The sequence below is a fragment of the Geobacillus sp. LEMMY01 genome (assembly GCF_002042905.1).
GTDB classification, from domain to species: Bacteria; Bacillota; Bacilli; order Bacillales; family Anoxybacillaceae; genus Geobacillus; species Geobacillus proteiniphilus.
This window is the reverse complement of record NZ_MVKA01000028.1, coordinates 1-26,283: the sequence shown is the minus strand read 5'-3', so window position 1 is coordinate 26,283 and position 26,283 is coordinate 1. Positions and strand designations below refer to the sequence as shown.

The window sequence follows — 26,283 nt, the reverse complement described above, 5'->3', positions numbered from 1 at the left end:
AGATTTTACAGGGAGGTGGACAGAATGGGCGCTTGGCACGGAAACGGATTTGCATTAATTGTCGTTCTGTTTATTTTGTTGATTATTGTCGGATGTGCTTGCTTGGGTGGGTACGGATACTAGCAGATCTTAACAGACAGATGCCATTCAGCCGCCATGTTTGCCAGCATCCGGCCGTACTGCACGCGGGAGGACGCAACAAAAGCGTTTCCCGTTTTTTTTTTCGTTGCCGCCGCATAAAAATAGGTGAACAGCCTATACTAATGGTGCGGTGATAACGCCTAAAGGAGGTGTGATCCGTGACGAAGCGGCCAAACAAAGGCAGCCGGAACCAAAACGCGCCGACACAAGACCCGATGGCCTTGCTTCGCGGCCCAATTTCCGGCGACAACAGCAAAGGACGGCGGCAAAACAAAACCCAAAATGACAAAACCGATGAAAATGCCTAACCTACAAAAAAAGCGGCCGTTTTTTAGCCGCTTTTTGTCGCTAAAATTCAATCCCTTTCATCGCGGTCCTTCCTTGTTCATAGTCATGCTTGACCAGCTTCATTTCCGTCACGATATCGGCAACCGCCATCAGCTCTGGATGCGCCGCGCGCCCCGTGATGACAAGATGGAGCGACGGTGGGCGCGTGCAAATGAGTTCCAGCACATCGTTGACCGATAGGATGTCATCAACCGGAAACCGATCGATCGCCAAGGCATTGTTCAGTTCATCCAACACGATGACGTCATACCGTCCGGAATGCACATATTCTTTGGCCACCGCCCAAGCACGCTTCAATGCTTCACGGTGGACATCCGGCGTTTTCGTCCATGTGAAGCCGGCGCCGAGCTGGCGCACTTCGACGCCGAGGCGCTGCAGGGCCAACTGCTCGCCGTATGTGCGTTCCGGCGATTTCAAAAACTGCAAAACGGCGACATTCATTCCGCGGCCAACCGCGCGCAACGCGAGACCAAATGCGGCTGTCGTTTTTCCTTTGCCATCGCCGGTATAGACAATCACCCGCCCATCACGATGGGGCACCGACATCCGCCACGCCCCCTTGCTGTTCTGGAAACCATTGCAACGCCTCGCGCAGGCGGACGACTGTACCGATGATAATGATGGCTGGATGGGAAATGCCTGCCTGTTCCGCCTCCGCCGGCAGTGCGGCGAGCGTCGCCGCCACCGTGCGCTGCCGTTCGGTCGTTCCCCATTCAATGATGGCCGCCGGCGTATCCGACGGTTTTCCGGCTGAAATCAGCCGGCCGCAAATATCCGGCAAGTTGGCCGCTCCCATGTAGACAATGATCGTATCGCACCCTCGAGTCAACGCCTCCCAATCGATCCGCTCACTCCGATGCCCGCTGACCATCGCCACCGAGGCGGCGTAATCACGGTGGGTGACCGGAATGCCGGCGTACGCCGGCGCGGCGATGCCGGATGTCACCCCCGGAACGATTTCAAACGGGATGCCGGCTTTAGCCAACGCTTCTGCCTCTTCGCCAACGCGGCCAAAGACGCACGGATCTCCTCCTTTTAAACGAACGACCGTTTTTCCTTCCTGCGCATGCTGGATGAGCAACTCATGAATTTGTTCTTGAACGGCGTCATGTTTTCCCGGCTCTTTGCCGCAGTAAAGAAGCTCGGCGCCGGACTTCGCATAGCGCAGCAGCTTCCGGTTGACGAGCCGATCGTAAATAATGACATCCGCCCGTTCCAAGCGTTCGCGGCCGTAAACCGTTATGAGCTTTTCATCCCCCGGCCCAGCGCCGACTAAATACACTTTGCCGACGGTCATCGCCCCTTCTCCCCTTTCTCATCTGTCGTGGAAACGCCCGCCGAGGCGAACGTCGCCATTTCGTTCACCATCGCCGTTGCTGACACCAAGAGCGGAAACGCTACCGCCGCGCCGCTTCCTTCGCCAAGGCGCATGCGCAAATCCAAAAGCGGCTCCTTCTCCAGCAAACGAAGGGCTATACTGTGCCCCGGCTCTTGCGAACGATGGCCGGCAATCATATAGTCTGTGACGTTCACGGCAAACTGGCGGGCAACAAGGGCAGCCACCGTGCAAATAAAGCCATCAAGCAAGATCGGAATGCGCCGTTCGGCGGCTGCCAGCATCGCCCCGGCCATAGCGGCGATCTCCAACCCGCCGATTTTCGAAAGCCATTCAAGCGGCTTCGCCGGATCCGGTCGATGAAGCAAGAGCGCCCGTCGGATCACGTCCCGTTTATGGGCAAGCGTTTCCTCCCTAATGCCGCTTCCTTTGCCGACGATGCGCTCAAGCGGCTCATCGGTCAACGTGGCCAATAAGGTGCTCGCGGCGGTCGTATTGCCGATGCCCATTTCGCCGACAATGAGCGTGCGGGCGCCTTGCTCAATGATGGACGCCGCCTGTTCGTAACCGACATGAAGCGCCTGTTCGGCCTCGGACGGCGTCATCGCTTCCGTTTCCGCAAAATTGTTCGTTCCCGGGCGCACCTTTTTCTGAATGACGCGCTCATCAGCGATCGGCACGGCGACACCGACATCGACGATCGCCAACAAACCGCCAATTTGCCGGCTGAACACATTAATCGCCGCTCCGCCGTTGGCAAAGTTGTACACCATTTGCGCCGTCACTTCGGCCGGATAGGCAGACACCCCTTCTTCCGTGACGCCATGGTCGGCCGCAAACACGAGCACTCCGGGCGGAGTGACGCGTGGAAGCAGCTCTCCGGTCATGCCGGCGAGCTCGGCCGCCACTTCTTCAAGACGGCCGAGGCTGCCGGGCGGTTTGGTCAATTGATCGATATATGCGCGTGCCTCCTCAACCATTTCGTGACAGATCGATGGAATGGAAATGTTCATGATTTTTGCACAGGATCCCCCCTCTTCCATGAATGATCAGGGCGGGGCCCAATGCGCGCTTTCCTCCTTTCTCTTCTAGCACCATATCATTCACGGCGCCGCCGACTTTTGCTGGAATTCATTCATGATCTGTTCGATCCGCTCGACCGCCACGTGCTGGCGGACATGAGCGGCAAGCCGGTCGAACGCCTTTTCTTTGAGCGAGCGAAAGAGTCGGACGCCAGAAGGAGCGATTCCTTTTTGGCGGCGAATGTTGTTGAAAAACGCGGTGCGGAACGCATCGTTATGAAACAAATCATGCATGTATGTGCCCAGCACCCGCTCATCACTGTGCTTCGCCCCTTCATGGCGGCCGTCCGCCTCAATAAGCGGCGCATAGCCGGGAAGCGGCGCCGAACGGCCCATATGAATCTCGTATCCTTGCACCGAAAACCGCTCGCCCGCCCACGTAAGCATCCCTTCCGTACGGATCGTGATTTTCGTCCGCTCAAGCGTCGTTTCAATCGGCAGCAAACCAAGCCCTTTTACTTCTGGGAGCGGCGTCTCGACTCCATACGGATCGCGGATGACGGCGCCAAGCATTTGGTAGCCGCCGCATAAGCCGACGACTCTCGCTTTTCCTTCATTGACAAGCGACACAATGCGGGAAGCGAGCCCTCTTTTCTTCATATAAATCAAGTCTTCGATCGTATTTTTGCTACCCGGCAGCACGATCACATCCGGCTCGCCAAGCTCGTCGGCATGCGTCACCAGACGGACACGGCAATCCGGCTCAGAAAGAAGCGGATCGATGTCAGTGAAATTGGCAATTTTCGGACAGCGGATCACCGCAATATCAATCGCCCCGCCCTCATCGGGCGATGCGGCAAACCGCTCAAGCGCCAGCGAATCTTCGGCATCGATCGCCAAATCGGGCAAATACGGGACGACGCCAAGCACCGGCACGCCAGTGTACTGCTCAAACCAATCGAGCCCCGGCTGCAATAGCGCCACATCGCCGCGAAACTTGTTAATGATGACGCCAATGACCCGCTTTCGGTCCTCAGGCTCAAGCAGCGCCAGCGTCCCAAAGAGGCTCGCGAACACACCGCCCCGCTCAATATCGCCGATCAACACGACCGGGGCGTTGGCAAGGCGGGCGACGCGCATGTTGACCAACTCGCGGTCATTTAAGTTTACTTCCGCCGGGCTTCCCGCTCCTTCAATGACAATCCGGTCATACTCGTTCATCAACGTTTCGAGCGACCGACGGATGACGGCCAGCCCTTGGTGGAAAAACTCGTTCCGGTAAGCGAACGCCTGCATATTGCCGTACGGTTTGCCGAGCACAACGATTTGCGATTCATGCTCGCGGCTTGGCTTAATCAAAATCGGATTCATCTCGGCGCGGGCCGCCACCCCGGCCGCTTCGGCCTGAATGCCTTGCGCCCGCCCAATTTCGTTTCCGTCCGGCGTCACGTAGGAGTTTAACGACATGTTTTGCGACTTGAACGGCGCCGTCTTCCAGCCGTCTTGGGCGAAAATGCGGCAAAACGCGGTGGCGATGACGCTCTTGCCGGCATCAGAATGGGTGCCTTGAAACATAATCGGCAGCGCCTTAGCCATTGATTGTCACCTTCTCGCATTCGGCGAGCCACCGCTCGACCATCGCCGGGGCAGACGCGAAATGAAAATGGACATAGCCGGCGACAAGCCGGTGCGCCAAATAACCGTCAGGCTTTGTTCCTTTCCGGCCGCTCGTTTCGTAGGCAAACGGCGCCTCGCCCCGCGGTTCGTACACGGAATAGTGAAATTCATGCCCGCGCGCCGTTTCTCCTTCCGGCAATAGAAAATTTCCTTTTCGACCACGCACTTCGCGGTAGCCAAGAGCCGCGAGCTTCGTCTTCATCACGACCCTCCCCGGGATGACGCCTGCCATCTCATAGGCCGTGCCGTCCGTCGTAACAAGCTGTTCGGTGAGAAACATAAACCCGCCGCATTCGGCCAACGTCGGCAACCCGTGTTCGATGGCGGCGCGGATCGACTGTTTGACCGCGGTTTGCTTGGCGAGCTTGGCGGCAAACTCTTCCGGAAACCCGCCGCCGATATACAATCCGTTCACCCCTTTTGGAAGCGGTTCGCCGGCGAGCGGGGAAAAATAAACAAGCTCCGCGCCGCAGGCGGCAAGCATCTCCAGATTCTCCGGATAGTAAAAATGAAAGGCGGCATCCTTGGCGACGGCGACGCGCACCCGGTAGCGCCGAGAGGGGTGGATGAACGGGCGCGGCGGCGCAAGCGACGGCGCGGCGGCGATGGCAAAGAGCGTTTCCCAATCGAGGGTTTGCGCCATCTTTTGCCCGAGCTCAGCAAAAAAGGAGTCCAGCTCGCCGCGCTCCACGGACGGCACGAGCCCTAAATGACGCTCCGGCAGCGCCAACGCTTCGTCTTGCGTGAGAAACCCGACGACCGGCACCCCGCACGTTTGCTCGACCGCTGCCTTGATGAGCCGAAAATGCCCTTCGCTGCCGACGCGATTAGCAAACACGCCGGCGAGGCGCACATCCGGACGAAACGTCTGAAAGCCCCGGACGATGGCGGCGGCGCTGCGGGCCATGCCGGAACAATCAACGACAAGCAACACCGGGCTTTCGGTCAACACGGCGATTTCAGCCGTCGACCCCTCGTCAGAAAGCGGCTGTTTCCCGTCAAACAGCCCCATCACTCCCTCGATGATGGCGATATCCGCTCCTTGACAGCCATTGGCGAGCACCGTTTTGACCGCTTCGCTTCCCATCATCCAACTGTCCAAGTTGCGCGCCGGCCGGCCGGTCACAGCTGTATGGTAGGTCGGGTCGATGTAGTCCGGGCCGCATTTAAACCCTTGCACCGTATAACCTTGCCGCTTCAGTGCCGCCATCAGCCCAAGCGTCACGGTCGTTTTGCCGGCGCCGCTTCCCGGTGCAGCGATGACAAGCCGTCGCATGCCTGTTTCTCCTTTCCTCTCATGGTCGCTTTCTTTTGATGATCGATGAGCGCCACGGAAATCGTCACATTGCCGGACTTCTTTTTCACCAGCGCCATCCGATCGGCCCCGCTGTACAATTTCACGGCCGGCTCGCTCACCCCGTACGCACCGGTGTAGCGGTACACCGTTTCCGACGGCGCTTCGATCGGCACCGTGTTCAGCTCCTCTGGCGTATACACAACAAATTCCCATCCATATTTGTTTACTACCTCCAAAAGTCCTTGTTCATCCTTTTTCAAATCAATGGTGCACACTGCCTTGACGCTTTTGATCGAAAAATGAAGCTCCGCCAACGTCTCATGGATGACCGCCTCAATTTCTTCAGCCGAAGTGCCGCGGTTGCAGCCGATGCCCAAGGCGATCACTTTCGGACGATACAGGACGCCGTTTTGTAAAATCGCTTCCTCTTCCGGGTCAAGCAGGCGGTGAGTGACCACAAGCGCGGCCGCCGGGCGGGCAGCGAGCGCTTCCGCGATCGAGTCGTACACGGCAATGTTTTTGGGCAACGGCCGCCCTTCCGGCCACCAGCCGGTTTCCCCCGACTCTTGCACGATCGCGACCGGCTCTTCGTTCACGACCGCGGCGCTCACCGGCGTCAGCTTGTCAGCTGATTCCCATTCCCAGCCGAACTGGCGGCCGAACAGATCGACGGCGATTGTCTGCTGCACGTCAGAAGCGGTCGTAATGACCGGGCGGGCGCCTAAAATGGCAGCAACGCGCCGCGTCAGTTCGTTCGCTCCGCCCAAATGGCCGGACAGAACACTGATCACATGTTCAGCCTTATCATCGATCACCACGACCGCAGGATCGGTCTTTTTATCTTTTAACAGCGGAGCGATCATCCGCACGACAGCGCCGAGCGAAATGATGCAAATGAGTCCGTCATAGCGGGCGAACAACTCCGGCAACAAGGCCCTGACGTTGCCGGAAAACAGGCGGATCCCGTGCTTGGCTTCATCACCGCGGGCGAATTTATCCGTATAATAAACGTCCGCTCCCGCAAGAGCGCCGCCAAGACGTCGGGCGATCTCGACCCCGTGTTTCGTAATGGCCACGACAGCGTAGGAGCCGTGTCTTTCGTTGTTCGCGGCAGCAGCCCCCACCTTACTTCTCCCCCTTTCGATATCCGTGCGTAAACGTGCGGTCGTACAGCTTCGAACGGTATCCGCGCTCATGAATATGGGGATCGAGCGCCCAACCGGCCAACATGATCGCGTGCTTCGTCACGCCATGGCGCCGCATATCCTCAGCCATTGTGGCAACGGTGGAACGAATCACAATCTCATCCGGCCACGTCGCCTTATAGACGACCACCGTCGGCGTATCACCGCTCCAGCCCGCTTCAAGGAGCGCCGCGCTTACTTTTTTTGCAAGCGTCGCGCTTAAAAAAAGAACGAGCGTGCAATGATGTTGCGCCAGCTCCTGCAATTTCTCACGCGGCGGCATCGGCGTCCGCCCCTCGGCGCGGGTGAAAATCACCGTCTGCGTCAATTCCGGGATGGTGAGCTCCGCCTGCACGACTGCCGCGGCGGCAAATGCCGAACTGACGCCGGGGACGATTTCCACTTCAATTTCTTCTTGCTTCAACAAAGCGATTTGCTCAAGCGTCGCCCCGTAAATCGATGGATCACCGGTATGGACGCGCACGACAAGCCGGCCTTGTTTCACTTGTTCCACCATTGCCGCGACCATTTCTTCTAAATGCATGCCGGCGGTATGGAAAACGTCAGCATCCGGCTTCCGGTAGCGCTCGATCAATTCCGCGCTCACTAGCGAGTCTGTGTAAAAAATGGCGTCCGCCGCAGCGAGAAGCTCGGCGCCGCGAACCGTGATCAAATCTGGTGCGCCCGGCCCCGCTCCTACGATATACAGCTTCACTTTCTCACCACCATCAATGTCAAATATTCGAGCTCCGCCCCGTCGAGCTCCTCAACGTTCCATACCACTTCCTCGCCGGACGTCACTTTCGTCACAACAGCGGCGCGATGAAGCAAATCGAGCTCACGCAAGAGGCGAATCATCAAATCGATCACTTTCGCCACTTTAAAAAAGACGACGCAATCGTGCTCAAGAAGCACTGCTTTCATCACCTCAACATCGTCGCGGGCGGGCACGATCGCCACGGTTTCATCACCATCCGCCAGCGGCAGACGAAGCCTAGCGGCAGCAGCGTTGGCCGAACTGACGCCAGGGACAACTTCAATCGGCGCTTCCGGATAGCGGCGCTCCATCACGTGCATCAAATGGATGAACGTGCTGTACAACAGCGGGTCGCCTTCGGTCACAAACGCGACATCGCGCCCGGCCGACAGCTCCGCCCAAATGGCGTCCGCCGCCTCGTTCCACTTCGGCTCAAGCACGGCCGGGTCTTTTGTCATCGGAAAATGCAGGCCGAGCCGCCGTTTTTCCTCTGGCGCAAAATACGCATCAATAATTTGTTCCGCATAGCTTTTGCTTTGCCGCCCTTTTTTTGGATAGGCGATGACATCCGCTTCCTTTAGGCGGCGGTATGCTTTCACCGTCATAAGCTCCGGATCGCCCGGGCCAACGCCGATGCCGTACAACGTGCCGGTCATTCGTCTCCCTCCCGCTTCGCAGCCAGAATATACACCGGATTGAGCGCCTCAAAGCGCGTCAACTCTAAAATCGGCTTGCTTCGCGACACTTGCGCGAGGGTGATGTCGACATGAAACCCGCGTTCGCGCAGCTCGCGGCCCGCTTCAGCAAGCGTCTCAACCGTTGCCGCGTTGATCACGATGCGTCCATTTTTCTTCAGCCGTTTCGCACAGACGTCCAACAACGGCGCCATCGCGCCTGACGTGCCGCCGATAAAGATGGCATCCGGGTCGGCAAACTCATCGAGCCGATCGGGCGCCCTGCCGTGCACAAGCGTGATGTCAACGCGGAATTTGCGCAAGTTTTGCCGGCAAATCTCAAGGTCGTATTCATTTTTTTCAATCGCAAACACCGCCCCGTCGCGGGCGATTTTCGCCGCTTCAATCGCGACCGAACCCGTGCACGTCCCAATGTCCCAGACAACGCTGTCCAGGCGCAAGCGCAAGGCGCTTACGCTTAAGACGCGAATTTCTTTCTTTGTAATTAGCCCTTTGTCCGGCTTGCGTTGGAAAAATTCATCATCGTCAATGCCGAGCGGCCAAACCGGACCGGGAGCGGTTTGCCGCAAAATGACTATATTTAATGGAAAAAACTCGGTTTCTGCCATTTCTTCTAGCTTGAAAAACCGGCATCGCTCATTCGGCCCGCCGAGCTCCTCGCCGACAAACGCCTCATATTCCGTCATGCCGTACTCGAGCAAATAGCGGGCGATGGCGGCCGGCGAGTTCGTCTCATCGGTTAATATGGCGACTTTGCGCCGCCCGTCGATCCGTTGAGCCAAGCCTGTCAACGGCCGGCCATGGACGCTGATGAACGCCGCGTCTTGCCAAGACTCGCCCATTTTCGCAAACGCCCATTGCACCGAGCTGACGGCCGGATACACTTCGATCGGCAATTTGCCGGCCAAATAGCTGCCGATGCCGTAAAACAGCGGATCGCCGGAAGCGAGCACGACCGTGTTGCGCGTCTCATGACGGAGCCGCTCCACCAGCTCCGCCAGTCCGCGGCGGATGACCATCGTTTCTCCTTCGTATTCAGGAAACATCGCCAGCTGCCGCGCACCGCCGACAAGCAGCTCGCTTTCATCAATCCAGCGTCGATACAGCTCAGGAAGACTTGCTTGCCCATCAGCCCCCACGCCGATCAACTTCATCGTCCCCATCGGTCTGCACCGCCTTTCCTAATCGTTGTCCGTTCATTGTGTAAATGGACGTGGCCACCGTCAGGCCGCCTCCGACTTCGTGAAGCGCCGCCTGGCAACACGCTTCACACAACAACTCGAAAAACTTCGTGCAACCGGCTTCTTGCATCATGTCGCCGACTTGCGCCGCTGTATTCGCGCCGCGCACCGCAGCCACCAGTTCTGGACAAGCACCTGCCTGCTCGGCGATGGCAGCCAAAAAACCAAAGTCGACCGGGGCGCTTTTCGAGTGCACCATCATCACTCCTTGGGCGACTTTCGAAAATTTCCCCATCATCCCGACCATCGACACCGTCTTGATGCCAAGCCGTTTGCATTGTTTCAGTGTAAAGCCGACAAAATCGCCCATTTCGATAAACGCTTCTTCCGGCAAATGCGGATATTCTTGCATGGCATACTTTTCGCTCCGCCCCCCGGTCGTGATGACAACATGGCGGCAGCCGTTCGCTTTCGCCACTTGAATCGCCTGCACGATGCTCGCCCGGTAGGCGGCGGTGGAGAACGGAACGACGATGCCGCGCGTTCCTAAAATCGAGATGCCGCCAATGATGCCAAGTCTCGGATTCAACGTTTTTTTGGCGATTTCCTCGCCGCCGGGCACAGAAATGACGACCTTCACCCCGCGATTTAGACCGTATTGCGCCAACACTTCGCCGACCGCTTCGCGGATCATTTGCCGCGGCACCGGATTGATCGCCGCTTCCCCGACCGGCACCGGCAGCCCCGGTTTCGTGACGCGTCCGACCCCTTCACCGCCATCGATATGAACGCCCGGCGACGAGGTCCACGAGACAGTGGAAACGATGAGCGCGCCATGCGTCGCATCCGGGTCATCGCCGCCATCCTTCACGACCGCCGCCGTCGCCGTTTCGCCATCGAACGAACAGGAGGCGAGCGAAAATGTCGCCACTCGACCAATCGGCAGACGGATCGTCGCTTCTGACTGCGCCTTTCCGGTAATAAGCGCAATGAGCGCTGCTTTCGTTGCCGCTGTCGCGCACGATCCGGTCGTATACCCTTCACGCAGCGTTTTTTTCGTTTCCATCGCCGTCATCCTCGCTCGGCCAGCAACGATAAAGCGTTCAAGGCGGCGACGGTCACTGTGCTTCCTCCTTTGCGGCCGCGGTTCGTAATAAACGGCACATCGAGTTTCGCCAATTCTTCTTTCGATTCCGCCGCCGAGACGAATCCGACCGGCAAGCCGATCACCAATCCCGGCTGCGCCTCTCCTTCTTTGATGAGACGAATGAGCTCCAATAACGCCGTCGGAGCGTTGCCGATGGCAAAAATGCCGCCTTCCGCTTCTTTCACCGCTTTGCGCATGGCGATGATCGCCCTCGTTGTGTTCAGCCGTTTCGCTTCAGCAATGACATCTTCATCGGAAATATAAACGCGCACCGCGCTGCCGAATTTCTTGAGCCGCGCTTGATTGACGCCGGCTTGCACCATTTGCACATCGGCGACGACGAGCTTGCCGCTCCGAATGGCTTCAATGCCTGAGCGGATCGCATCCGGGTGGAAAATGAGGCTTTTGCCCAGCTCAAAATCAGCCGATGCATGGATGACGCGCTGAACAATTCGATATTGTTCTTCCGTAAATGAATGTTCCCCAATTTCCTCATCAATGATTTGAAAGCTGCGCGCTTCAATTTGTTCCGGCTGCACCGTCGCCGGACGAAATGTTGTATGGAAGTCCATGACAATTCTCTCCTTTCTTCCTTTGATCGCTTGCATGGGCGGCCGCTAGAAGCCCATTCCTTCCATCCGTGCGCTTCGCTTCCCGCATGAAGGCAACAAGCTCAGACGCATGGGACGCCATTGGCGCGAAAAACGTTTTGCTGTTTTTTCTGAAAACACGTTTTACACGGTTGGAAGTGGTGCATGTTGCTTCAACGCATCGAGCACGCCGGCAAAATCGTGATGCACGATGCCGTATGACAACCGTGGGCGGCGGATGACGATGACATCGATGCCGAGCTCCTCGGCGGCAGCGATTTTCTCATCGACAAACCCGACCTTGCCGCTTTCTTTCGTGACGACGACCGTGACGCCGAAATGGCGGTATAGCGCCCGATCGAGCTCTTTCGTAAACGGCCCTTGCATCATGACGATCTGCTCTTGGGAAAACCCGAGCCGCTCGCATTTGTCAAGATTGTCTTTTCGCGGCAACATCCGTGCAATCACCTTGACGTCCGGGCGCCCGAGCAGCTTGGCAGCGAAAATGTCGAGCGTTTTGCTGCCGGTCGTCAGCATCACGACGCCGCCTTTTTCCGCCGCCAAGTCAGCCGCTTCTTCATAGCTGTCGACAAATGTCACCTTCTCGGACGAAAACGAGGACGCCTGCCGCTCGTAGCGAATGTAGGGCAACCCGGCGTCTGCTGCCGCTTGCATAGCATTTTTTGACGCCTCTTCAGCAAATGGATGGCTCGCGTCCACAATCGCTTTGGCCCCCTCGGCTTTGGCCAGATCGGAAAGCTGGGACGCATCCAAGCGGCCGGCATAGGCGCGAATGCCGGCCGACCGAAGCTGTTCGGCCGCGTGATCGGTGACGACCGTCGCGGCCACGTTATAGCCAGCCTGTTGGATCATCACCGCCAATTCGCGGGCATCGCTTGTTCCGGCTAACAACAAAATCATCGACGCTTCCTCCTTCAATGATGGTGGTGATGATGATGGTGATGGTGATGATGGGCGGCGTGCAGCCGATATTGACAGATGTCGCAATTCATCGCCACCGTTTGGCCGAGCACCTCGTTGAGGCGGTCAAGCACGATCTCCTCAAGCTTCGGATGAAATCCGAAATAGCCGGCAAGCGCAAACGAGATATGCGAGTGCTCAGCTTGGTATTGCACCACTTGCTGCTCAAGCCGCTTAATAAGGATGCCGGTGAATAAAAAATACGGAAGAACAACGATCCGCCTAGCTCCGAGCATGAGACAGCGGCGGACAGCGTCATCAAGCGACGGCGTCGTCACACCCATAAACGCTGGTTCAACAAGCGCATAGCCGGTCTGTTCCCAAAAGAGGCGGGCGATTTTATACAAATCGCTGTTCGCATCCGGATCGCTCCCGCCGCGGCCAAGCAAAATGACCGCTGTTCCGTCGTCCGGCTGCTCCGGCCGCTCGCCGATTTCTTGCAATCGTTCGCGCAAAATAGCAAATGTCTGCTCATGGACGCCGATGGGGCGGCCGTAGCGGAACGCCATATGCGGGTAGCGCGCTTTCGCCTCATCGATTTCCGCCGGAATATGCAGCTTCGAATGCCCGGCCGGCAATAAAATGAGCGGAATGACCGCCACTTCCGTTGCCCCGACTTCGGCGCAGCGTTCGATTCCTTCGCCGATCGACGGACGGCCAAATTCTAAAAAACTTGTTTCAATATGAAACGAATCGCGCAAACGCGGCCGCAGGCGGTCGACAAACTTCCGCACTTGCTCGTTCCCTTCCGGGTCGCGGCTGCCATGGCCGACAAATAAAATGGCTCTCATCCTTGTTTCCCCCCTTTTTTTTGTGGCGGACGTCTTCCGCCGTTCCCTATAAGCGCAATCCCCCAATGATCTCCCTTAATCAAAGCCGGCGCGTGCTCCCGTTACTCACCGCAAGCCGGCGTTTCGATGGACGCCGCCGGTTTTGCCTCTTCGTGTGAAAAACGTCCGACTTGCTTCACGCGGCGGAAAAACTTATGAAACCGTTCATTCGGATGTGCTTGTTCTTGATACTGTTCGATAATTTCTGCCATAACAGCCACAATCTCTTCCGGCGGAATGCCTTCAGCGACGAGCTGGCCGGGATGGGCGTTGCGGCCGACCGTTTTTCCGCCCAAAAACAAATCAAATTTCCCTTTCCGGTACACAAGCCCAATATCTTCGCGCACCGCGCCGTAGCACGCCATCCCGCAGCCGTTGATGCCGAGCTTCAACTCTTTCGGCAGCGCCATGCCGCCAAATCGGCGAGCCAATTCCTCCGCGTATGGAATGGCGTCTTTTTTCTCTCCATCGCAAAAATCACATGCCTTCACCGTCAGCACATCACCGACCGGCATCACGATCAGCCCGGCGTCAACGAGACGCGCCACAAGCCCATCTGGGTCCTCTGTCAACCGTTCGATTTTCATATAATGATCCGGCGTGTAGGTCATTTTTCCATCCGTCCCTACCACTTCAGCAAGCACGATGAGCTGTTCCGGGGTGAACTGTTTATTGGCCACGCCCGGGCTCACCGCCGCTTCCAACAACACGGCCGCCGTCTTTCTTGTTTTCCGTCTCTCTAAAGCGGCGAGCGCGTCTTCGGCTGTTTCTTTCACCCGTTTTGGCGCGGCGGTCGGCTGCCGTTCCGCTGTTTTTGCCAGCGGCGCGGCAAGCGTCGGCAAAACGGCAGCCGGCGGCGTTGGCTCGGCCTCCTTAGTGACCGTGGCAACAGACGACGGTCGAACCGCGGTGGCCAAGGCGGTGAAAGCACGATCCTTCTGGTCGTCCCCGGCGAGGACAGCCGCTTCGGACGTCCCTGATGCCCCCGGTGCCCCCGTGCTTCCTTCGTCCTCATCTTCCAGCGGTTTCGTCTGGTCAAGCGCCCACGGCTCCGCTTCTTTGCGCAGCCGTTCATGCGGTTTGAGCGGCTGGACGGCGGCTGCTAGTTGATACTTGCGCTGGTAGCCGCGCGGCGTGATCATCACGCCGTCATGGACGAATGTCGTTGAGTTGCCGATAATCACCGTCGTCAACATGCCGATCTCATGGTCAAGCATATGCGCCAAATCAGTGAGCACCATGTGCTGGCGTTCACGGTACGCGCTTTTCACCAGCCCAACTGGTGTCGTCGGCGCGCGGTGGCGCAGCAAAATTTGCTGTGCTTCGACGATTTGCCGGGTGCGCCGCCCGCTTTTCGGGTTGTACAAGGCGATGACAAAGTCAGCGGCCGCCGCGGCTTCGAGCCGCTTTTCAATCAGCTCCCACGGCGTCAAATGATCGCTTAAGCTGATCGTACACGCATCGTGCATAATCGGCGCTCCAAGCAAAGCGGCGCACGAATGGATGGCGGAAATGCCGGGAATGACTTCGACTTCGATCGAACTGTCTTTCGTCCACCCTTTTTCGATCAGCACTTCATACACGAGCCCGGCCATGCCGTACAATCCGGCGTCGCCGCTTGAGATGACGGCGACCGTTTTGCCGCGCTCGGCCCATTTCACCGCCGCTTGGGCGCGGCTCACTTCTTCCGTCATGCCAGTGCTGATGATTTCCTTTCCGACAATCAGGTCGCGCACAAGTTCGATGTACGTTTTGTAGCCGATGATGACGTCGCTTTCTTCAATCGCTTCCCGAGCCCGTTTCGTCATATGGTCGACGCTTCCCGGGCCAAAGCCGACAATGAGCAATTTGCCGCCCACTTTACAGTCCCCCTCTCCATATCTCGATTATCATCGACATCCCTAACCATATGCTGTAGATCCCTGTGACCGCACCAAGGACATAAAACAGCCGTTCCCGCTGCTTGGCTTTCCAAAATCCCCACGATAATCCAGCCGCTGTGGCAATCGTCGCAATGAGCAAGCCGGCGACAAACAGCACAAGCTGAAGGACAGCGGCGCTCACATGCACTTTTCCGGCCGCGTGGGTGATAATGGCTAGCTGGGTCGGGCTTTCGACGCCAATGCCATGAATGATGCCGATGATCAAGGCGCCAGCCCAACCAACATGCGAAAAAGAACGGCAACTGTCCATTTCCCGCCTTCCCCGCAGCCATCGGGTGACCGTATGGCCGAACTCATAAAGGAGCTGAAACCGGCTTTTCACCTCACCCCGCCGAAAAAGAGAAAAAAGCATCATCCCGCCAAGAAGCACAAGCGTACCGCCAACTAAGAGCTCAATGGCGGCGGCTGACGACTCGGGAAGCCGGGCGCCGACCACGAGCGCCGCCACCCCCATGACAAACACGATCGCTCCGTGTCCAATAGCGTACATGATTCCGAGCGCTAACTGCTGTCTTCGCCGCGACTCGCTTCCGACCATATCCGCAATGGCCGCGACATGGTCGCTGTCCATCCCATGACGCATGCCGAGAAATATCGCTAACATTACATAACTGGCCCATTCCATCATTACGTCCCCCTCTTTCGAACGCCAATAACCGACTCCGTCCCACCAAGACGGGTCAACCCGTCTTCACGATATTCATACGCCGCCCACGTGCGAAGCGGCTCGCCGTTTTGTAAATGGCGATGGACGACCTCTTTTGCCTTCTCCGGGGTCATCAGCCGGTACCAGACGCCGTCCGGGTAGACGATCATCACGCATGCGTCTTGGCAGCGGCCGTTGCAGCGCGTCCTTGTCGTATGGACCGCGTCATCCAGCCCGAGGCGGGCGATTTCTTCGCGCACCGCGACTGTCACTTCATCGCCGCCATGGCGCAGGCACGTCCCGCCGTTGCAAATGAATACATGATGTCTCACTCCTCGTAAATCCCACGTCGCCATCCAATTCCTCCTCACGAGAATGATAGACATGCAGAACGCTCAGCTGCGTTTAAAGCAAAATAAAAAGCACCTCTCTAGCAGAGGTGCAGAAAAATGCATACGAAGCCATAAACAAGCTAAAAGAAGCCTTATTCGGCCATCATTCTTCCGCACGTCTGCCTATAGTCCCGTAGGCATCCGTCCGAATCCAAACAAGGCAGGTCTCCTGACTTAGGATCATCGCTTGGCGGCGCCTTCCCGAAGCATCCTTCAGTGACTTGTTGCCGCAAAGCTCCCCATCACAGTGGCGGGTACCGTGCCGGATTTTCACCGGGCTTCCCTTTTCACCCAAGCCCTAAGCGGGCTAGGCACCTTGTTTGTCTTACCGCCATATATGCGCTGTCATGGAACAAGCATCCGTTTTCATCGTAGTACAACCAATGCGTTGCCGTCAACCGTTTTTTGCCGACAAATCTTCGCGGGCGACGACAACGCCATCCGCATCAGCATAGACGTACGCCCCCGGCTCCCAGCGGACGCCGCCAAACTCAAGCGCAACGTCGCGGGCGCCTTTTCCTTCTTTTTTTGCATTTCGAGCGGTACACAGTGGCACGAACTCTTTTCGGACCACAGACACCGATCATTTATTTTTGACCGGAACGATACATCTCTAATTTGTCCAGGTCTAAGACAAATCCAGCGTCCAGCAATATATCTAATCCTAACAAACCGTTAATCCCTTCATAGTCCATCCCGCTAAAATCAATCTCATACTCTCTCAGTTGAAAAGAATCTAACTTAATAAAGTCCAATTTCTTTGCAAATGCGTACTCTTTTCCACCGATTCCATAATAAGTAACAATATGATCGCTCATCTCTACTCGCAAATCAATATCCTCTACTGCATTTTGAGAAATCAGTGTTTTAACAGCACCAGTATCAATAACCATATTATTAACCAATTTAGACCTTCCTTGGTAAACGATTTCTATCGATGTAAACAACAACCCATCACGATATTCAATTTGCATAACGAAATTTCCCTCTTAGACCAATCGTTTTCCGAACTTTTAAGACAATTTCCTTGTGACTAGTGTGATAAACAAACTGATTCCCTTTTGATTGCAGTAACTCCCGAGTTGCGTCCTCGTCCGAAACCGTTCCAATGACAGCCACCTCTTCAATGATTTCCTGATCCCCTTGTAAATGAGACTTCAATACCTGTAATTTCACAAATTGGTTTGGATACAGTAAACGCACTTCCTGCCATTTCATCTCCATCACCTCAAATTGTTCTTTGTATCCATATATCACTGCCCAAAAATCGAAAACTTTGGCACCACAGCGCCGTTCGTACAATCGTAGTACAACTCCTCTATGATAACCATCAATCGTTTTTTAGACGCACATCTTCACGAGCGACGACAACGCCGTCCGCATCAGCGTACACGTACGCCCCTGGCTCCCAGCGGACGCCGCCAAACTCGAGCACAACGTCGCGTGAGCCTTTTCCCTCTTTTTTGCTTTTCACCGGGCATGTGCCGATCGCCATCACTCCAATCGGCATGGCGCCAATTTCCGCTGAATCGCGGATGCAGCCGTGGATGATGACGCCAGCAAGCCCCCTCTCGCAAGCGATTTGCGCCAGCCGGTCGCCTAATAGCGCGACGCGGCGCGAGCCTTTTCCATCGACAACCAACACCGTCCCCGGCGGCACCGTCTCCAGCGCTTCGCGGACAAGAACGTTGTCCTCAAACACGTCGACCGTCGCAATCGGCCCGGAAAACGCCCGCTTTCCGCCGTACGATTGGAACGGCAACTCGCATACTTGCAACTCGTCTAAAAATTGATCGCATAAATCGGCTGTTTTCATTGTCGCTCTCCCCTTTCATGTTTTGCATTCGCCGTCATTCGCCAAAATCCTTCTGCCTCAGCAGTTTTTTGTCGACGATCTTTCATTCGAACGACTGACACGAACGCGGCGATGTGAACCAAACCATTGTGTGGCCGTCAATCGCTTCGATGTATTCCACCGCTCGCATTGAAACCATAAAAAACGGCCCCGCGCCGATATATGGCGGAGACCGTTTTCGCCGGCCCAAAGCCCCTCCGGTTTGACCAGACGTTCAGCTGGGCTAGCTGGATTCGAACCAGCGCATCACGGAGTCAAAGTCCGTTGCCTTGCCGCTTGGCTATAGCCCAACGTTGATTGCCATTTACAGACCCGCGAGCGAGAAAGCCCACTCCTTTAGAGGTGGGATGAAAGCGAGCCTTTTTCTTTGAATGATTCTAAAAAAATGGTATCCTGTAATCGCCACAAGGAGGTGAATCCATGCCGACGATCACACTAAGGCTGGAACTGCACAAACCAACGAAAGTCAAACAAGACATGTACGAACGGATGACAGAAGTGAATACAGCGTTTGCGAATTGGCTGTTGAATCATCCCGAGCTGAATCAAGCGAYGAGCAAACTATTTAAAGAGTTTTCGTCGCAACGGTTTCCTTCTGCTGTCGTGAATCAAACGATTCGAGAAGTGAAGTCCCAAAAGAAAAACCAGAAAACAAAGAAGTTTCGAACATTATGGTGTTGCTTTAACAATCAAAACGTAAAGGTTGAAAAGAAAGGAGAGTTCTACACCGTTTCATTCCCAACATTAGAGAAGCGAGTCGGTGTGCCGGTGGTCACGCGTCCCTATCAAGAAGCATGGCTGAATCGATTGTTGGACGGAACAGCCAAACAAGGGGCAGCCAAGCTCTACAAAAAGAGAAAGAAATGGTACTTGGCTGTTGCGATCACATTTGAAGTGGAGCCGCGACACGAAACAAAGGTGATGGGGGTTGACCTTGGGCTTCGCTATATCGCCGTTGCCAGCGTGGGAACGAAATCGTTGTTTTTCAAGGGCAGCCAATGCGCTTTCATTCGCCGACGATATGCGGCTTTGCGTCGAAAGTTGGGCAAAGCCAAGAAGCTCCATATGATTCGCAAAATCGGCCGTAAAGAGTCCCGCTGGATGAAGGATCGAAACCACAAAATCAGCCGTCAAATCGTCCGTTTTGCCCTCGCCAACGGTGTTGGCGTGATTCGGATGGAAGAGTTGACGGGGATTCGAAAGCGGGCAACATCGGCCAAAGAAGCAGGACGAAGCCTTCATTCTTGGGCATTTCACCAACTGCAAACGATGATTGCCTATAAAGCGGAAATGGCGGGCATTCGGGTGGAGTGGGTGAAGCCGACCTACACGAGCCAAACGTGTAAATGTGGACATCGAGAGAAAGCGAACCGAAACGGCATCCGCTTCCGATGCCAAAAGTGCGGATACACTCTCCATGCTGACTTGAATGGCGCGATCAACATCGCCAAAGCGATTTCGGGTTTGAGCGCCGAACCTAGCGCACTGGTCACAGGTGCGCCGCCCATTGGGGTACATCTTAACCCGATGGGACGGGGTGATGACACACCCCTGAACTTGGGCGTTGTCCGAACCAGAAATGGATGAGGACGCCAACGACCCAAGAATCCCACGCCTTTAGGCGTGCGGAGTGTCAAAATGAGTATGAACATTTAAACAAACATATCCGCCCGTCCGCACTGCAAGCAGACAGCGTAAAAGGGCGCCTTTGCCTGAACGCAACGGCGCCCGTAATGGAATTAGGTTCGATTACTCAATCGCCTGACGCGCACGGTCTTGCAGCATTTTCACCCCAGCCAGCGAAATCAAGCCCATGACGACGATATAGAAGGAGATGGCCGTGGCGCTGCCGTATTTGTGCAGCAGCCATGTGCTCACGAGCGGCGCTGGGCCGCCGGCGATGATCGATGCCAACTGGTAACCGAGCGAAGCGCCGCTGTAGCGCAAGCGCGTCGGGAAGTTTTCCGCGATCATGGCCGCCTGCGGGCCATACAGCATGCCGTGGAACAGCATGGCCACGACCGTCGCCAAAAAGATCAGCCCGACACTTTTCGTATTGACAAGCCAATAATACGGAAACGCCCAAAGCATCAACAAAATCGTGCCCGTCATGTAGACGCGGCGGCGGCCCCACCGATCCGATAAATGGCCGGAATAGACGATCGAAAGCGCGTTGATCACCGCAGCGATAATCGTCACATTGACGAAAATGCTTTTTTCCATCCCCAAAAATGTCGTCCCATAGCTGACGATAAACGTGACAAAAATGTAGAATGACCCGTTTTCAATCACCCGCGCAAGCGCCGACCAAAGGATTTCGCGCGGATGTTTGACCAACACTTCGCCGACCGGCATCTTGCTCGTTTCTTGTTTTTTCATCGCTTCTTGGAACAGCGGCGATTCGAGCACTTTCAGTCGGATATACAACCCGACGGCGATGAGAAGGAAGCTGATGAGAAACGGAACGCGCCATCCCCACGCATAAAAGCTGTCGCCGCCCGCCGCAAGCATCAGCGTCGTCACAAGGGAAGAGGACAACAGCCCGAACGGCACGCCCATTTGCGGCAGCGAAGCCATCAACCCGCGTCGTTTGCCTTCTTCCCACTCCATCGCAATCAAAATGGCACCGCCCCATTCCCCGCCGACGCCAATGCCTTGAATGAGACGAAGCACGGTCACCAACACCGGCGCCCACAGGCCGATTTGCTCATATGTCGGCATCAGGCCGATGAACGCCGTCGCCAACCCCATCAGCAACAAAGTGGCCACCAACGTCGCCTTCCGCCCGATGCGGTCGCCGAAATGGCCGAAAATCGCGGCGCCGACCGGCCTGGCGATAAATCCTAAAGCAAAGGTGGTAAAGGATTGCATCAGCGCGACGTACGAATCTCCTTGTGGAAAGAATAATTGTGGAAACACGAGAGCGGCCATCGTCCCGTAAAGGAAGAAATCGTACCATTCAATCGTCGTACCGACCACACTGGAAATCGCCGCCCGCTTTTTTTGGCGTTTCAATTCCGCCGCATCCATCATCGTTACAGCCATTCACAACACCCCTTTCACGCAATCAAAGTGCGCGCATTTCATGGAAACGGAAAAACAAATGGATGATAGCCAAAAATGAGCATGATGTCAGCGCTTCCAAAAACAAACCGTCATTGACTCGTTTCTTTGTCAGACCGTAATGCCGTACCACAAGCCCGTCATGGAGCTTTCCCTTCCCGCGCAACAAGCACATGCACAACGGCATCGACGACCGTTTCTTCTCGTTGGTTGACGATCCACTGATGCACCGTGACGAGCCCGGCTTCCTCGCCCCGTTCCGTCAACCGCTTCACTTCCGATTCCACGTAAATCGTATCGCCGATCTTGACGGGACGAACGAAACGAAGTGAATCGATGCCATAAAACGCCAGGACCACTCCCGGCTCCATCATCCACAGCCCCGTCGCCGCCGACAGCGTCAACATCCCATGGGCGATGCGCTCGCCAAATGGCGTCCGCTTGGCGTATTCCCCATCCATGTGCAGCGGATAAAAATCTCCGGAAACGCCGGCAAACTGCACAATATCAGCTTCGGTGATCGTTCGCCCGCGCGAACGGTGGCGCTCGCCAAGCGCATACTGTTCAAACGGACGATCAAATCGCACGTCTTCCCCTCCCCTTGATTGGTGCAAAAAAGAGTAAAAACAAATTCCACCCCCTTTCCGCGGCTGCCACCACCTATTTTGTTAATATTCTGAATATTAATCATATCATCTTTGGCCTTTACGCATCCCTCCCCGCTAGCCGTCTGTCATTAACATATGAACGGAGTCGAGCTGATAGAACAGCTCCTTCTCTGTTTCGTGTTTCAAAATGGGCATTACCGCAAAAAACAAAAGGATGCTCGCCTGGCATCCTTTTTCATGTTCGTTCCTTATTCTTTTACCGAGCCGGACGTGAGCCCAGAGACGATGCGGCGCTGGAACAACAGCACCATGATGACGAGCGGGATCGTCACAATCACGGTGGCCGCGGAAATTTCGCCCCACGGGATCGTATACTGGCCTTGGAACATGGCAATGCCGACCGGAACGGTTTTGTATTTTTCCGCCGTATTGATCGTCAAGGCAAATAAAAATTCGTTCCATGCGGCAATGAAGACGAGAATGGACGTCGTAAACACCCCTGGCACAGCGAGCGGAAAAATGATTTTAAAATACGTCTGCATCGGCGTCGCCCCGTCCATTTTCGCCGCTTCTTCCAAGTCAAACGGAATCTTGCGGAAAAAGGTGACCAACAGCCAAATCGACAACGGCAAGGCAAACGTCGTATACGGAATGATCAATCCCAAGTAGCTGTTCGTCAACCCGAATTTTTTCACAAACATGTAAATCGGAGAAATGGTGGCAATTTGCGGAAACATGGATACAGCCAACACCAAGCCGAGAATGACCGTCTTGCCTTTAAATTCAAGGCGCGCAATCGCATAAGCCGCAAACGCGGCGACAAATACCGTATACACCGTCGTAACGGTGGCAACAACCGTGCTGTTCCATAAATAGCGCAAAAACGGGTAATTGACAAAGACCGACACATAGGATTTTAAGGTCGGATGGCTCGTAAACCAATCGAACGCTTTGTCGCCAAACAATTCGCCGAGCGGCTTAATGGAACTGAGCAAAACCCATAAAAACGGAAACATCACAAAGAACACAAACAGGGCCAAAAACACGTAAAAGAACGGACCGGCTTTTTTTTGCATCGTCTCACCCCTTCGTTATCGTTTGACGCTGGAGCCATCAGACAACAAATCTTTCCCAAGCCAGCGAATATAGATCATGGAAATCACCGCCACGCAGAGAAACACGATGACAGCGAGCGCCGACCCCGCGCCGAAATTCGTCTGCGAGAACATGACTTTATACGCTAAAATTGAAATCGTCTCCGTCGAGTTCGCTGGTCCTCCGCCGGTTAAGACGTAAATCAAGTCGAACACGCGGAACGCATCGAGCGTGCGAAACAACAACGCGACTAAAATGCTTGATTTTAACAGCGGCAGCGTGATTTTTGTGAATTGCTGCCATTTGGTGGCTCCGTCGATGGAGGCGGCCTCATACAACGAACTCGGGATCGTTTGCAGCCCGGCCAGCAGCAAGAGCGCCATATAGGGGGTTGTCTTCCATACATCGGCAAAAATGACCGCAAACATCGCCCCCGCTTCCGTCGTCAACAAATCCCCCATCCGGTCGACAAGGCCGATTGTTTCGAAATATTTGGCGACAATGCCGTTTTGTCCATCGTATAAAAATTTCCACATAAGCGCTGATACGGCGGTAGGAATCGCCCACGGAATCAAAATCGTCGCCCGCACAAGCCCGCGGCCAAAAAAGGCCTTATTGATGAGCAACGCAATTCCGAGTCCTAACACCAGCTCAATGGCGACCGACACCACCGTAAAGAACGTCGTATTCCATAACGCTTTCCATAAGCGCATGTCGCTGAAGCTGTCCTTATAATGCTTGAGGCCGACAAAGTTCGGCTCGATCACGACCCCTTCGAGCCCTTCGGCAAGGCCGACGACTTTATCCGCCTGCTGCAGTTCGCCCGCTTTTTTCATCTCTTTGAGCGTCTCGACGACATCATGAACCGTGACGGTCAGCCGCTCGGCCGTCTGTTTGTCCAGCTCGGCGATCTTCAGCTCGTCGCTTGGCGTCTCGAAATTGTCGAGCACTTCGTTCACTTTGTCATATTGCTTCGCCACTTGATCGTTGGAACGGATCGCCGCGTCCAGTTTCGCGAGTTTTTGTTCGATTTGCGCCAACGTTTGTTTCGTTTGTCCATCCGCAGCCGCCATTTCCTGCTTAAGAGCGCTTTTGAGGAACGGATAGTTTTGTAGATATCCTTCCAGATCGAGGCTGTAACTCCAGTGAATCGACGATTTGGTCGGGTCGTTGAGCCGATAGTCGAACAAGCTGTAATAAAAGGACTGGATGACAGGCCAAATGGCAATCGCCAAAATGAGCAGCATGGCCGGCGCGACAAGCGAATAGCCTAATAGGCGCTCCATTCGCTTTTCATTCCTCATCGCTGTTCTCTCCCTTCTGCTTGGAAAAGGATATTAGCCTTCAGCACCGGGCAGACAACGGTCTGAAGGCTAATGAACCGAAAGTGGTCAAACAAAATCGCGTTCTTTGTTTGACTGATGGGGCATTGGCCGGCGTTGGCCAGATCCGGGCCGCTACCGCGCGCCGGCCAAGTCATTCGCCTTACTTATTCAAGGCTGCTTTCATTTCTTTTTCCATATTGGCCACGGCTTGTTCGACCGTCAGCTCCCCGGCCAGCGCTTTGGATACGTTAATTTGGATGATTTCCGAAATTTCCGGATAATTCGGGACGACCGGGCGCGGCACAGCGGCGTTCAACGCATTGACAAATCCTTCTTCGGCAAAGAACGGATTGGCTTTTAAGACATCCGGATCTTTAAACAATTCCGGAAGCGTTGGCGCTAAACCGCCGTAAATCGCGGAAATTTTTTGCCCCTCCGGCCCCGTCATAAATTTGACAAATTCCCATGCTTCTTTCGGATGTTTCGAATATTTGTTGATGGCTGTCATCCAGCCGCCCAGTGCGGCAGCCGAACCTTTGTCCCCGGCCGGAAGCGGAGCCACGCCGACTTTGCCGACGATTTTCGATTGTTCTTTGTCGTTCGCTAACGCGTATTGATAAGGCCAGTTGCGGATAAACGGCGATTGCCCTTCAATGAACGCGGTATGCGATTCCGGTTCGGTGAATGTGGTGATGTTGCTCGGCACAACATCGGACTTGACGATTTCCACCATTTTCTTCAGCCCTTTGATCGTTTCTGGACTGTTGATCACGACATTCCCGTTTTTATCAACGATTTGTCCGCCGTAAGAGGCGATAAATTCCACCGCGTTGCACACCAATCCTTCATATTGTTTGGCCTGCATCAAATAGCCGAATTTCGTGCCGCCCTTTCCTTTCAGTTCTTTCGCCTCTTTTAAGAGTTCATCCCATGTTTTCGGCACTTTGTCCTTTGGCACAAGGTCAGTGCGATAGAACAACATGCCGGCATCAATGAATTTCGGCATCGCCCATTGCTTGCCATTGAAGTTGCCGGCCGCAAGCGCTCCTTGGTTGTATTTGCTTAGGTCAATGCCGTCTTTCTCAATAAAGCGGTCGAGCGGCAGCGTATAACCTGCTTGAGCAAACTCAGCCGGCCAAATGACGTCGAGATCCATGACATCGATTTCCGACGACTGCGCATTTAACATCGTGACATACGTATCATGCTGCTTCCCGGTGTCAGCCGGCATTTCGCGAAATTCTACATCGATGTTCGGATGCGCTTTCTCGAACGCTTCGATGATTTTTTCGGTGGCTTTCGTGGAATCTTGGCCGCGGGCATAGACAATTTTCACGACTTTTTCTGATTGGCCGGTTTTTCCTTCTTCTTTTTTGCTGTCTTTGCCCGCATCGCTGGCGCTTTGGCCTCCGGAGCATGCCGCGAGCCCCATCGTAAGCGCTAACAAAATTGCAGATGATTTCAAAGTCCTTTTCATCGTCGTTCTCCCCCTTTAGATTTTTGATTTGTCAAACACCACATGGCATCGCGTATGGCGGTTGCTTCGACTGCCCGAATCACCCCCTGGACATGACATCCATTGACTTTTGACTTGGCATCCCCCACTGCTTGTCTATGCATCGATTGTTTGTAATCGATTACATACAAATGGATGAATAACCGTTATTTTCGCTTGTCTGTTCTTTTCTCGACAAAGCCGAAAAGCGGGCATCGCCTATACGTTCCCCTTTTCAATGAAGGCAACTTGTCTATCATCATCGCGCCCCCTATCCGCTTTGCCGGTTTCTTTTTCCAACCTTCATTATGTAATCGATTACAAAACCATCTTACATCGCGGCAAAATCTTTCGTCAAGCCCCCAAATTCTTTTGTATCTATTCAGCCCAGTACTAGCGAGATTTTCAGAATCCAGCACCAATAGGGCATTCCCAGTATCGAAAATGCCCTAGGAGGAATGGAGAATCGTTTGAAGAGGCTCTCCGCTTAGAAGTCTTTGCAACGATTCCCACACCGGCTTTCCGTGTTTTTGCAGGGTGGAAACGACGCTGCGGATGACACAGAAAGCCTCGGCATCGTCTTCCTGACGAAACGTTCCAGAGAKTTTTTGTTTGACTTKCAACAGCCGTAAATCGCGTTCGGCTTGGTTATTGTCAAACGGCACTKCTKTMTTT

28 protein-coding genes, 1 tRNA gene, 1 pseudogene and 1 riboswitch are annotated in these 26,283 nt (G+C 55.0%); of the genes and pseudogenes, 3 read left to right on the top strand and 27 right to left on the bottom strand.

The annotated features are described in order from the left end of the window. Nucleotides 1–24 precede the first annotated feature (24 nt). Together B1A75_RS13570 and B1A75_RS19960 are read left to right on the top strand one after the other, a co-directional pair. Complete coding sequence (locus tag B1A75_RS13570; protein ID WP_074044666.1) at nucleotides 25–123, top strand: YjcZ family sporulation protein; 99 nt, start codon at nucleotides 25–27, stop codon at nucleotides 121–123. 176 nt (nucleotides 124–299) lie between these two features. Further along, nucleotides 300–449, top strand: coding sequence for a hypothetical protein (locus B1A75_RS19960; RefSeq protein ID WP_167367385.1), 150 nt, complete (start codon nucleotides 300–302; stop codon nucleotides 447–449). A 40-nt stretch (nucleotides 450–489) separates the two neighbouring features. Here the strand turns inward: B1A75_RS19960 and cobO are convergent, their stop codons facing one another. From cobO to B1A75_RS13465, 21 genes and pseudogenes are all read right to left on the bottom strand, one after another. Next, the gene (cobO, locus tag B1A75_RS13565) at nucleotides 490–1,035 is read right to left on the bottom strand and encodes a cob(I)yrinic acid a,c-diamide adenosyltransferase (RefSeq protein WP_074044665.1); all 546 of its coding nucleotides are present in this window, start codon (nucleotides 1,033–1,035) and stop codon (nucleotides 490–492) included. Then, nucleotides 1,016–1,786, bottom strand: a complete 771-nt coding sequence (cobA, locus tag B1A75_RS13560; RefSeq protein ID WP_079936355.1) for a uroporphyrinogen-III C-methyltransferase — start codon at nucleotides 1,784–1,786, stop codon at nucleotides 1,016–1,018. The genes cobO and cobA overlap by 20 nt, the downstream gene beginning before the upstream one ends. Then, nucleotides 1,783–2,838 carry a nicotinate-nucleotide--dimethylbenzimidazole phosphoribosyltransferase gene (gene cobT / locus B1A75_RS13555; protein WP_079936381.1) on the bottom strand — a complete coding sequence of 352 codons (1,056 nt, stop codon included), beginning with the start codon at nucleotides 2,836–2,838 and terminating at the stop codon, nucleotides 1,783–1,785. The genes cobA and cobT overlap by 4 nt, the downstream gene beginning before the upstream one ends. A gap of 90 nt (nucleotides 2,839–2,928) precedes the next feature. Beyond that, nucleotides 2,929–4,443, bottom strand: a complete 1,515-nt coding sequence (locus tag B1A75_RS13550; protein WP_074044663.1) for a cobyric acid synthase — start codon at nucleotides 4,441–4,443, stop codon at nucleotides 2,929–2,931. After that, nucleotides 4,436–5,800 (bottom strand): cobyrinic acid a,c-diamide synthase CobB, encoded by a 1,365-nt coding sequence (locus B1A75_RS13545; RefSeq protein WP_079936354.1) that lies wholly within the window; start codon nucleotides 5,798–5,800, stop codon nucleotides 4,436–4,438. The genes B1A75_RS13550 and B1A75_RS13545 overlap by 8 nt, the downstream gene beginning before the upstream one ends. Next, the gene (locus tag B1A75_RS13540; protein WP_079936353.1) at nucleotides 5,746–6,945 is read right to left on the bottom strand and encodes a cobalt-precorrin 5A hydrolase; all 1,200 of its coding nucleotides are present in this window, start codon (nucleotides 6,943–6,945) and stop codon (nucleotides 5,746–5,748) included. The genes B1A75_RS13545 and B1A75_RS13540 overlap by 55 nt, the downstream gene beginning before the upstream one ends. A 1-nt stretch (nucleotide 6,946) precedes the next feature. Further along, on the bottom strand, nucleotides 6,947–7,720 hold the full coding sequence (gene cobM, locus B1A75_RS13535) for a precorrin-4 C(11)-methyltransferase (protein WP_074044660.1): 774 nt from the start codon (nucleotides 7,718–7,720) through the stop codon (nucleotides 6,947–6,949). Then, nucleotides 7,717–8,418: a precorrin-2 C(20)-methyltransferase gene (cobI, locus tag B1A75_RS13530; RefSeq protein WP_074044659.1), complete on the bottom strand. Its 702-nt coding sequence runs from the start codon at nucleotides 8,416–8,418 to the stop codon at nucleotides 7,717–7,719. The genes cobM and cobI overlap by 4 nt, the downstream gene beginning before the upstream one ends. Next, nucleotides 8,415–9,620, bottom strand: a complete 1,206-nt coding sequence (cbiE, locus tag B1A75_RS13525; RefSeq protein WP_079936352.1) for a precorrin-6y C5,15-methyltransferase (decarboxylating) subunit CbiE — start codon at nucleotides 9,618–9,620, stop codon at nucleotides 8,415–8,417. The genes cobI and cbiE overlap by 4 nt, the downstream gene beginning before the upstream one ends. After that, on the bottom strand, nucleotides 9,586–10,704 hold the full coding sequence (locus B1A75_RS13520; RefSeq protein ID WP_074044671.1) for a cobalt-precorrin-5B (C(1))-methyltransferase: 1,119 nt from the start codon (nucleotides 10,702–10,704) through the stop codon (nucleotides 9,586–9,588). Before B1A75_RS13520 ends, cbiE begins: the two co-directional genes overlap by 35 nt. Nucleotides 10,705–10,709: 5 nt before the next feature. Next, a complete protein-coding gene (locus tag B1A75_RS13515; protein WP_074044657.1) occupies nucleotides 10,710–11,357 on the bottom strand; it encodes a precorrin-8X methylmutase in 648 nt (215 codons plus the stop codon). A 162-nt stretch (nucleotides 11,358–11,519) separates the two neighbouring features. Next, nucleotides 11,520–12,296 carry a precorrin-6A reductase gene (gene cobK / locus B1A75_RS13510; RefSeq protein ID WP_074044656.1) on the bottom strand — a complete coding sequence of 259 codons (777 nt, stop codon included), beginning with the start codon at nucleotides 12,294–12,296 and terminating at the stop codon, nucleotides 11,520–11,522. Between the two features lie 14 nt (nucleotides 12,297–12,310). Then, nucleotides 12,311–13,147: a sirohydrochlorin chelatase gene (locus B1A75_RS13505; protein WP_079936351.1), complete on the bottom strand. Its 837-nt coding sequence runs from the start codon at nucleotides 13,145–13,147 to the stop codon at nucleotides 12,311–12,313. 101 nt (nucleotides 13,148–13,248) lie between these two features. After that, nucleotides 13,249–15,045 carry a precorrin-3B C(17)-methyltransferase gene (gene cobJ, locus B1A75_RS13500; protein WP_074044440.1) on the bottom strand — a complete coding sequence of 599 codons (1,797 nt, stop codon included), beginning with the start codon at nucleotides 15,043–15,045 and terminating at the stop codon, nucleotides 13,249–13,251. A 1-nt stretch (nucleotide 15,046) separates the two neighbouring features. After that, complete coding sequence (locus tag B1A75_RS13495) at nucleotides 15,047–15,754, bottom strand: HoxN/HupN/NixA family nickel/cobalt transporter (protein WP_254866638.1); 708 nt, start codon at nucleotides 15,752–15,754, stop codon at nucleotides 15,047–15,049. Between the two features lie 2 nt (nucleotides 15,755–15,756). After that, nucleotides 15,757–16,131: a (2Fe-2S) ferredoxin domain-containing protein gene (locus B1A75_RS13490; RefSeq protein ID WP_074044438.1), complete on the bottom strand. Its 375-nt coding sequence runs from the start codon at nucleotides 16,129–16,131 to the stop codon at nucleotides 15,757–15,759. Nucleotides 16,132–16,309: 178 nt separating this feature from the next. Then, a riboswitch (cobalamin riboswitch) is annotated at nucleotides 16,310–16,501 on the bottom strand. Nucleotides 16,502–16,561: 60 nt separating this feature from the next. Further along, nucleotides 16,562–16,699 (bottom strand): annotated as a pseudogene (locus B1A75_RS13485) (RraA family protein); the annotation flags it as partial. 55 nt (nucleotides 16,700–16,754) lie between these two features. Beyond that, complete coding sequence (locus B1A75_RS13480) at nucleotides 16,755–17,141, bottom strand: aspartyl protease family protein (protein WP_074044437.1); 387 nt, start codon at nucleotides 17,139–17,141, stop codon at nucleotides 16,755–16,757. Continuing rightward, nucleotides 17,131–17,385 (bottom strand): hypothetical protein, encoded by a 255-nt coding sequence (locus B1A75_RS13475; RefSeq protein WP_074044443.1) that lies wholly within the window; start codon nucleotides 17,383–17,385, stop codon nucleotides 17,131–17,133. The genes B1A75_RS13480 and B1A75_RS13475 overlap by 11 nt, the downstream gene beginning before the upstream one ends. 112 nt (nucleotides 17,386–17,497) lie before the next feature. Next, nucleotides 17,498–17,983, bottom strand: a complete 486-nt coding sequence (gene rraA, locus B1A75_RS13470) for a ribonuclease E activity regulator RraA (RefSeq protein WP_074044436.1) — start codon at nucleotides 17,981–17,983, stop codon at nucleotides 17,498–17,500. A 257-nt stretch (nucleotides 17,984–18,240) separates the two neighbouring features. Beyond that, a tRNA-Gln gene (locus B1A75_RS13465) sits at nucleotides 18,241–18,312 on the bottom strand. Between the two features lie 130 nt (nucleotides 18,313–18,442). On the opposite strand from B1A75_RS13465, the gene B1A75_RS13460 reads away from it, so the two are divergent. Next, entirely contained in the window at nucleotides 18,443–19,609 is a 1,167-nt protein-coding gene (locus B1A75_RS13460; RefSeq protein ID WP_254866637.1) for a transposase, read from the top strand. A gap of 162 nt (nucleotides 19,610–19,771) precedes the next feature. Here B1A75_RS13460 and B1A75_RS13455 read toward each other — a convergent pair whose 3' ends face one another. From B1A75_RS13455 to B1A75_RS13425, 6 genes are all read right to left on the bottom strand, one after another. Further along, nucleotides 19,772–21,067: an MFS transporter gene (locus B1A75_RS13455; protein WP_074043678.1), complete on the bottom strand. Its 1,296-nt coding sequence runs from the start codon at nucleotides 21,065–21,067 to the stop codon at nucleotides 19,772–19,774. A 158-nt stretch (nucleotides 21,068–21,225) separates the two neighbouring features. Beyond that, on the bottom strand, nucleotides 21,226–21,672 hold the full coding sequence (locus B1A75_RS13450; protein ID WP_074043679.1) for a MaoC/PaaZ C-terminal domain-containing protein: 447 nt from the start codon (nucleotides 21,670–21,672) through the stop codon (nucleotides 21,226–21,228). A 269-nt stretch (nucleotides 21,673–21,941) separates the two neighbouring features. Further along, nucleotides 21,942–22,769: a carbohydrate ABC transporter permease gene (locus tag B1A75_RS13445; protein ID WP_074043680.1), complete on the bottom strand. Its 828-nt coding sequence runs from the start codon at nucleotides 22,767–22,769 to the stop codon at nucleotides 21,942–21,944. Nucleotides 22,770–22,784: 15 nt separating this feature from the next. Continuing rightward, nucleotides 22,785–24,092, bottom strand: coding sequence for a carbohydrate ABC transporter permease (locus tag B1A75_RS13440; RefSeq protein ID WP_074043681.1), 1,308 nt, complete (start codon nucleotides 24,090–24,092; stop codon nucleotides 22,785–22,787). Nucleotides 24,093–24,273: 181 nt separating this feature from the next. After that, the gene (locus B1A75_RS13430) at nucleotides 24,274–25,590 is read right to left on the bottom strand and encodes an ABC transporter substrate-binding protein (protein ID WP_074043683.1); all 1,317 of its coding nucleotides are present in this window, start codon (nucleotides 25,588–25,590) and stop codon (nucleotides 24,274–24,276) included. A gap of 467 nt (nucleotides 25,591–26,057) precedes the next feature. Further along, on the bottom strand, nucleotides 26,058–26,283 hold a 226-nt coding region (locus B1A75_RS13425), incomplete at its 5' end, for an IS66 family transposase (protein ID WP_139761737.1).

What these genes read in the sequence shown, in the direction of transcription:
- B1A75_RS13570 (WP_074044666.1), top strand. Translation starts at nt 25, where the DNA reads ATGGGCGCTTGGCACGGAAACGGATTTGCATTAATTGTCGTTCTGTTT.
- cobO (WP_074044665.1), bottom strand. Translation starts at nt 1,035, where the DNA reads ATGTCGGTGCCCCATCGTGATGGGCGGGTGATTGTCTATACCGGCGAT.
- cobA (WP_079936355.1), bottom strand. Translation starts at nt 1,786, where the DNA reads ATGACCGTCGGCAAAGTGTATTTAGTCGGCGCTGGGCCGGGGGATGAA.
- cobT (WP_079936381.1), bottom strand. Translation starts at nt 2,838, where the DNA reads ATGAACATTTCCATTCCATCGATCTGTCACGAAATGGTTGAGGAGGCA.
- B1A75_RS13550 (WP_074044663.1), bottom strand. Translation starts at nt 4,443, where the DNA reads ATGGCTAAGGCGCTGCCGATTATGTTTCAAGGCACCCATTCTGATGCC.
- B1A75_RS13545 (WP_079936354.1), bottom strand. Translation starts at nt 5,800, where the DNA reads ATGCGACGGCTTGTCATCGCTGCACCGGGAAGCGGCGCCGGCAAAACG.
- cobI (WP_074044659.1), bottom strand. Translation starts at nt 8,418, where the DNA reads ATGACCGGCACGTTGTACGGCATCGGCGTTGGCCCGGGCGATCCGGAG.
- cbiE (WP_079936352.1), bottom strand. Translation starts at nt 9,620, where the DNA reads ATGGGGACGATGAAGTTGATCGGCGTGGGGGCTGATGGGCAAGCAAGT.
- B1A75_RS13520 (WP_074044671.1), bottom strand. Translation starts at nt 10,704, where the DNA reads ATGGAAACGAAAAAAACGCTGCGTGAAGGGTATACGACCGGATCGTGC.
- B1A75_RS13515 (WP_074044657.1), bottom strand. Translation starts at nt 11,357, where the DNA reads ATGGACTTCCATACAACATTTCGTCCGGCGACGGTGCAGCCGGAACAA.
- cobK (WP_074044656.1), bottom strand. Translation starts at nt 12,296, where the DNA reads ATGATTTTGTTGTTAGCCGGAACAAGCGATGCCCGCGAATTGGCGGTG.
- B1A75_RS13505 (WP_079936351.1), bottom strand. Translation starts at nt 13,147, where the DNA reads ATGAGAGCCATTTTATTTGTCGGCCATGGCAGCCGCGACCCGGAAGGG.
- B1A75_RS13495 (WP_254866638.1), bottom strand. Translation starts at nt 15,754, where the DNA reads ATGGAATGGGCCAGTTATGTAATGTTAGCGATATTTCTCGGCATGCGT.
- B1A75_RS13490 (WP_074044438.1), bottom strand. Translation starts at nt 16,131, where the DNA reads ATGGCGACGTGGGATTTACGAGGAGTGAGACATCATGTATTCATTTGC.
- B1A75_RS13480 (WP_074044437.1), bottom strand. Translation starts at nt 17,141, where the DNA reads ATGCAAATTGAATATCGTGATGGGTTGTTGTTTACATCGATAGAAATC.
- B1A75_RS13475 (WP_074044443.1), bottom strand. Translation starts at nt 17,385, where the DNA reads ATGAAATGGCAGGAAGTGCGTTTACTGTATCCAAACCAATTTGTGAAA.
- rraA (WP_074044436.1), bottom strand. Translation starts at nt 17,983, where the DNA reads ATGAAAACAGCCGATTTATGCGATCAATTTTTAGACGAGTTGCAAGTA.
- B1A75_RS13455 (WP_074043678.1), bottom strand. Translation starts at nt 21,067, where the DNA reads ATGGCTGTAACGATGATGGATGCGGCGGAATTGAAACGCCAAAAAAAG.
- B1A75_RS13445 (WP_074043680.1), bottom strand. Translation starts at nt 22,769, where the DNA reads ATGCAAAAAAAAGCCGGTCCGTTCTTTTACGTGTTTTTGGCCCTGTTT.
- B1A75_RS13440 (WP_074043681.1), bottom strand. Translation starts at nt 24,092, where the DNA reads ATGAGGAATGAAAAGCGAATGGAGCGCCTATTAGGCTATTCGCTTGTC.
- B1A75_RS13430 (WP_074043683.1), bottom strand. Translation starts at nt 25,590, where the DNA reads ATGAAAAGGACTTTGAAATCATCTGCAATTTTGTTAGCGCTTACGATG.